This window comes from Verrucosispora sp. FIM060022 (assembly GCF_003977705.1).
GTDB lineage: Bacteria > Actinomycetota > Actinomycetes > Mycobacteriales > Micromonosporaceae > Micromonospora > Micromonospora gifhornensis.
The window spans coordinates 1-5,248 of the sequence record NZ_RQIV01000024.1; the positions used below are offsets into that span (position 1 = coordinate 1).

Annotated in this window: 3 rRNA genes; all 3 read right to left on the reverse strand. The window is 57.5% G+C overall.

Features of this window, described 5'->3' with window-relative positions:
* Position 1: 1 nt before the first annotated feature.
* The 3 genes from rrf to EG812_RS28960 all read right to left on the reverse strand — a co-directional run bounded on the left by rrf (position 2) and on the right by EG812_RS28960 (position 5,225).
* Positions 2–118, reverse strand: a 5S ribosomal RNA gene (gene rrf, locus EG812_RS28950).
* Positions 119–216: 98 nt separating this feature from the next.
* Positions 217–3,328, reverse strand: a 23S ribosomal RNA gene (locus tag EG812_RS28955).
* A 382-nt stretch (positions 3,329–3,710) separates the two neighbouring features.
* Positions 3,711–5,225, reverse strand: a 16S ribosomal RNA gene (locus EG812_RS28960).
* Together the 16S, 23S and 5S rRNA genes form the textbook arrangement of a ribosomal RNA operon.
* Between the last annotated feature and the right edge of the window lie 23 nt (positions 5,226–5,248).

Here is a 5,248-nt window from a genome sequence, read left to right on the forward strand (position 1 = left end):
TGTCCGGCGGTGTCCTACTCTCCCACACCCTCCCGAGTGCAGTACCATCGGCGCTGGAAGGCTTAGCTTCCGGGTTCGGAATGTAACCGGGCGTTTCCCTTCCGCCATAACCGCCGTAACCCTATCAACATATCAAACAACACCACACCAACAACAAAACGTTGGGGTATCTGTTTGTTTGTTGTGAGTTACACAGTGGACGCGAGCAGAACCTTTGTGAGCAAGTCCTCGGCCTATTAGTACCGGTCAACTGAACCCGTTACCGGGCTTACATTTCCGGCCTATCAACCCAGTAGTCTAGCTGGGGGCCTTACCCACCCGAAGGTGGTGGGATACCTCATCTTGAAGCAGGCTTCCCGCTTAGATGCTTTCAGCGGTTATCCCTTCCGAACGTAGCTAACCAGCCGTGCCCCTGGCGGGACAACTGGCACACCAGAGGTTCGTCCGTCCCGGTCCTCTCGTACTAGGGACAGCCCTTCTCAAGTATCCTACGCGCACGGCGGATAGGGACCGAACTGTCTCACGACGTTCTAAACCCAGCTCGCGTACCGCTTTAATGGGCGAACAGCCCAACCCTTGGGACCTGCTACAGCCCCAGGATGCGACGAGCCGACATCGAGGTGCCAAACCATCCCGTCGATATGGACTCTTGGGGAAGATCAGCCTGTTATCCCCGGGGTACCTTTTATCCGTTGAGCGACACCGCTTCCACACGCAAGTGCCGGATCACTAGTCCCGACTTTCGTCCCTGCTCGACCCGTCAGTCTCACAGTCAAGCTCCCTTGTGTACTTGCACTCAACACCTGATTGCCAACCAGGCTGAGGGAACCTTTGGGCGCCTCCGTTACCCTTTAGGAGGCAACCGCCCCAGTTAAACTACCCACCAGACACTGTCCCTGAACCGGATAACGGTCCGAAGTTAGATACCCGAATCAACCAGAGTGGTATTTCAAGATTGCCTCCACACATACTGGCGTATGCACTTCACCGGCTCCCACCTATCCTACACAAGCTAACTCAGATACCAATGTCAAGCTATAGTAAAGGTCCCGGGGTCTTTCCGTCCTGCCGCGCGTAACGAGCATCTTTACTCGTAATGCAATTTCGCCGGGCCTGTGGTTGAGACAGTGGGGAAGTCGTTACGCCATTCGTGCAGGTCGGAACTTACCCGACAAGGAATTTCGCTACCTTAGGATGGTTATAGTTACCACCGCCGTTTACTGGCGCTTAAGTTCTCCGCTTCGCCCCGAAGAGCTAACAGGTCCCCTTAACGTTCCAGCACCGGGCAGGCGTCAGTCCATATACATCGAATTACTTCTTCGCATGGACCTGTGTTTTTAGTAAACAGTCGCTTCCCCCTGCTCTCTGCGGCCATACAACGCTCCACCCGCGCGGGGCTTCACGTCTCCGGCCCCCCTTCTCCCTAAGTTACGGGGGCAATTTGCCGAGTTCCTTAACCACAGTTCGCCCGATCGCCTCGGTATTCTCTACCTGACCACCTGTGTCGGTTTGGGGTACGGGCCGCTCAGAACTCGCTAGAGGCTTTTCTCGGCAGCATAGGATCACTGACTTCACCTGAATCGGCTCGGCATCACGTCTCAGCCTACATGTGCCACGGATTTGCCTATGACACGGCCTACACGCTTACCCCGGCACAACCACCGGCCGGGCTCAGCTACCTTCCTGCGTCACCCCATCGCTTGACTACTACCCGCCAGGTTCCCACGCTCACCAACCTCAACCCGAAGGTCTTGACTGGTTTGGATGGTTAGCACAACGAGGTTCATCAGGGACGCTCCTTCGCGGGTACGGGAATATCAACCCGTTGTCCATCGACTACGCCTCTCGGCCTCGCCTTAGGTCCCGACTCACCCAGGGCGGATTAACCTGGCCCTGGAACCCTTGGTCATCCGGCGGAAGGGTTTCTCACCCTTCTTTCGCTACTCATGCCTGCATTCTCACTCGTGCCGCGTCCACAACTCGATCACTCGGCTGCTTCACCCCCGGCACGACGCTCCCCTACCCATCCACACACCTGCACCGACACCCGAAGGCGCCAGCGGGGTTAAAATGTGAATGCCACAGCTTCGGCGGTGTGCTTGAGCCCCGCTACATTGTCGGCGCGGAACCACTTGACCAGTGAGCTATTACGCACTCTTTAAAGGGTGGCTGCTTCTAAGCCAACCTCCTGGTTGTCTATGCGACCCCACATCCTTTTCCACTTAGCACACGCTTAGGGGCCTTAGCTGGTGATCTGGGCTGTTTCCCTCTCGACTACGAAGCTTATCCCCCGCAGTCTCACTGCCGCGCTCTCACTTACCGGCATTCGGAGTTTGGCTGATTTCGGTAAGCTTGTGGGCCCCCTAGACCATCCAGTGCTCTACCTCCGGCAAGAAACACACGACGCTGCACCTAAATGCATTTCGGGGAGAACCAGCTATCACGGAGTTTGATTGGCCTTTCACCCCTAACCACAGGTCATCCCCCAACTTTTCAACGTTGGTGGGTTCGGCCCTCCACGCGGTCTTACCCACGCTTCAGCCTGCCCATGGCTAGATCACTCCGCTTCGGGTCTAGAACATGCGACTCAAACGCCCTCTTCAGACTCGCTTTCGCTACGGCTCCCCCACACGGGTTAACCTCGCCACATGCCACTAACTCGCAGGCTCATTCTTCAAAAGGCACGCCGTCACCCCGCAAGGCTCCGACGGATTGTAGGCGAACGGTTTCAGGTACTATTTCACTCCCCTCCCGGGGTACTTTTCACCATTCCCTCACGGTACTCGTCCGCTATCGGTCACCAGGAAGTATTTAGGCTTACCAGGTGGTCCTGGCAGATTCACGGCAGATTTCAGGAGTCCGCCGCTACTCGGGAACACCCACAGAAGACCAGCTGTTTTCACCTACCGGACTATCACCGTCTACGGTCAGCCTTTCCAGACCATTCAGCTAACAACTGGTTTTATAACTCCTCAAACGAGTGTCAGCTCGTTTCGCAGGGTCCCACAACCCCGACCACGCAACCCCTGACAGGTATCACACGCAACCGGTTTAGCCTCAATCCGCTTTCGCTCGCCACTACTCACGGAATCACTAAATTGTTTTCTCTTCCTACGGGTACTGAGATGTTTCACTTCCCCGCGTTCCCTCCACACACCCTATGAGTTCAGGTGCAGGTGACATCACATGACTGATGCCGGGTTACCCCATTCGGACACCCTGGGATCACAGCTCGGTTGACAGCTCCCCCAGGCCTATCGCGGCCTCCCACGTCCTTCATCGGCTCCTGGTGCCAAGGCATCCACCGTTCGCCCTTGACAACTTGACCACAAAGATGCTCGCGTCCACTGTGCAATTCTCAACAAACAACCAACCCACAACCCACAGCCCCACACCAGCAACCCCACCCCAAGGTGACATCCGGTATGCGAGACCAGGCCATGCCTGGCAACCAACCCCCACCAACCGGTGGAGTAATCGGCTCCGAAGAAAACAACCCATGGTTGTTCCTTCAGGACCCAACAGGGTGCTCTACATCCCTCCCCAGCCGCACCAGAGCAACCGTTCCCACCAACCCGAAAGCCGGCTGTACTAAGCGCCCCGACCGTTGCCGAGGAAAAACTCGCCAGTGTCTCCGCCATTGAGCACCCCGACCTGACATTCGCAGATCGCGGGCTCCATACCAGCCTTCGCTGGATGGTGCTCCTTAGAAAGGAGGTGATCCAGCCGCACCTTCCGGTACGGCTACCTTGTTACGACTTCGTCCCAATCGCCAGCCCCACCTTCGACGGCTCCCTCCACAAGGGTTGGGCCACCGGCTTCGGGTGTTGCCGACTTTCGTGACGTGACGGGCGGTGTGTACAAGGCCCGGGAACGTATTCACCGCAGCGTTGCTGATCTGCGATTACTAGCGACTCCGACTTCACGGGGTCGAGTTGCAGACCCCGATCCGAACTGAGACCGGCTTTTTGGGATTCGCTCCACCTCACGGTATCGCAGCCCATTGTACCGGCCATTGTAGCATGCGTGAAGCCCTGGACATAAGGGGCATGATGACTTGACGTCATCCCCACCTTCCTCCGAGTTGACCCCGGCAGTCTCCCATGAGTCCCCAACCGAATTGCTGGCAACATGGGACGAGGGTTGCGCTCGTTGCGGGACTTAACCCAACATCTCACGACACGAGCTGACGACAGCCATGCACCACCTGTCACCGGCCCCGAAGGACCCCACATCTCTGCAGGATTTCCGGCGATGTCAAACCCAGGTAAGGTTCTTCGCGTTGCATCGAATTAATCCGCATGCTCCGCCGCTTGTGCGGGCCCCCGTCAATTCCTTTGAGTTTTAGCCTTGCGGCCGTACTCCCCAGGCGGGGCGCTTAATGCGTTAGCTGCGGCACAGAGAACCGGAGAGGCCCCCCACACCTAGCGCCCAACGTTTACAGCGTGGACTACCAGGGTATCTAATCCTGTTCGCTCCCCACGCTTTCGCTCCTCAGCGTCAGTATCGGCCCAGAGACCCGCCTTCGCCACCGGTGTTCCTCCTGATATCTGCGCATTTCACCGCTACACCAGGAATTCCAGTCTCCCCTACCGAACTCTAGCCTGCCCGTATCGACTGCAGGCCCGCAGTTGAGCCACGGGTTTTCACAGTCGACGCGACAAGCCGCCTACGAGCTCTTTACGCCCAATAAATCCGGACAACGCTCGCGCCCTACGTCTTACCGCGGCTGCTGGCACGTAGTTGGCCGGCGCTTCTTCTGCAGGTACCGTCACTTGCGCTTCGTCCCTGCTGAAAGAGGTTTACAACCCGAAGGCCGTCATCCCTCACGCGGCGTCGCTGCATCAGGCTTCCGCCCATTGTGCAATATTCCCCACTGCTGCCTCCCGTAGGAGTCTGGGCCGTGTCTCAGTCCCAGTGTGGCCGGTCGCCCTCTCAGGCCGGCTACCCGTCGTCGCCTTGGTAGGCCATTACCCCACCAACAAGCTGATAGGCCGCGAGCCCATCCCAAGCCGAAAAACTTTCCACCCACAAACATGCGCCCGTGAGTGAATATTCGGTATTAGCCCCCGTTTCCGAGGGTTATCCCAAAGCCTAGGGCAGGTTGCTCACGTGTTACTCACCCGTTCGCCGCTCGAGTACCCCGAAGGGCCTTTCCGCTCGACTTGCATGTGTTAAGCACGCCGCCAGCGTTCGTCCTGAGCCAGGATCAAACTCTCCAACAAAAACCTGTTGAACAATCCATCCC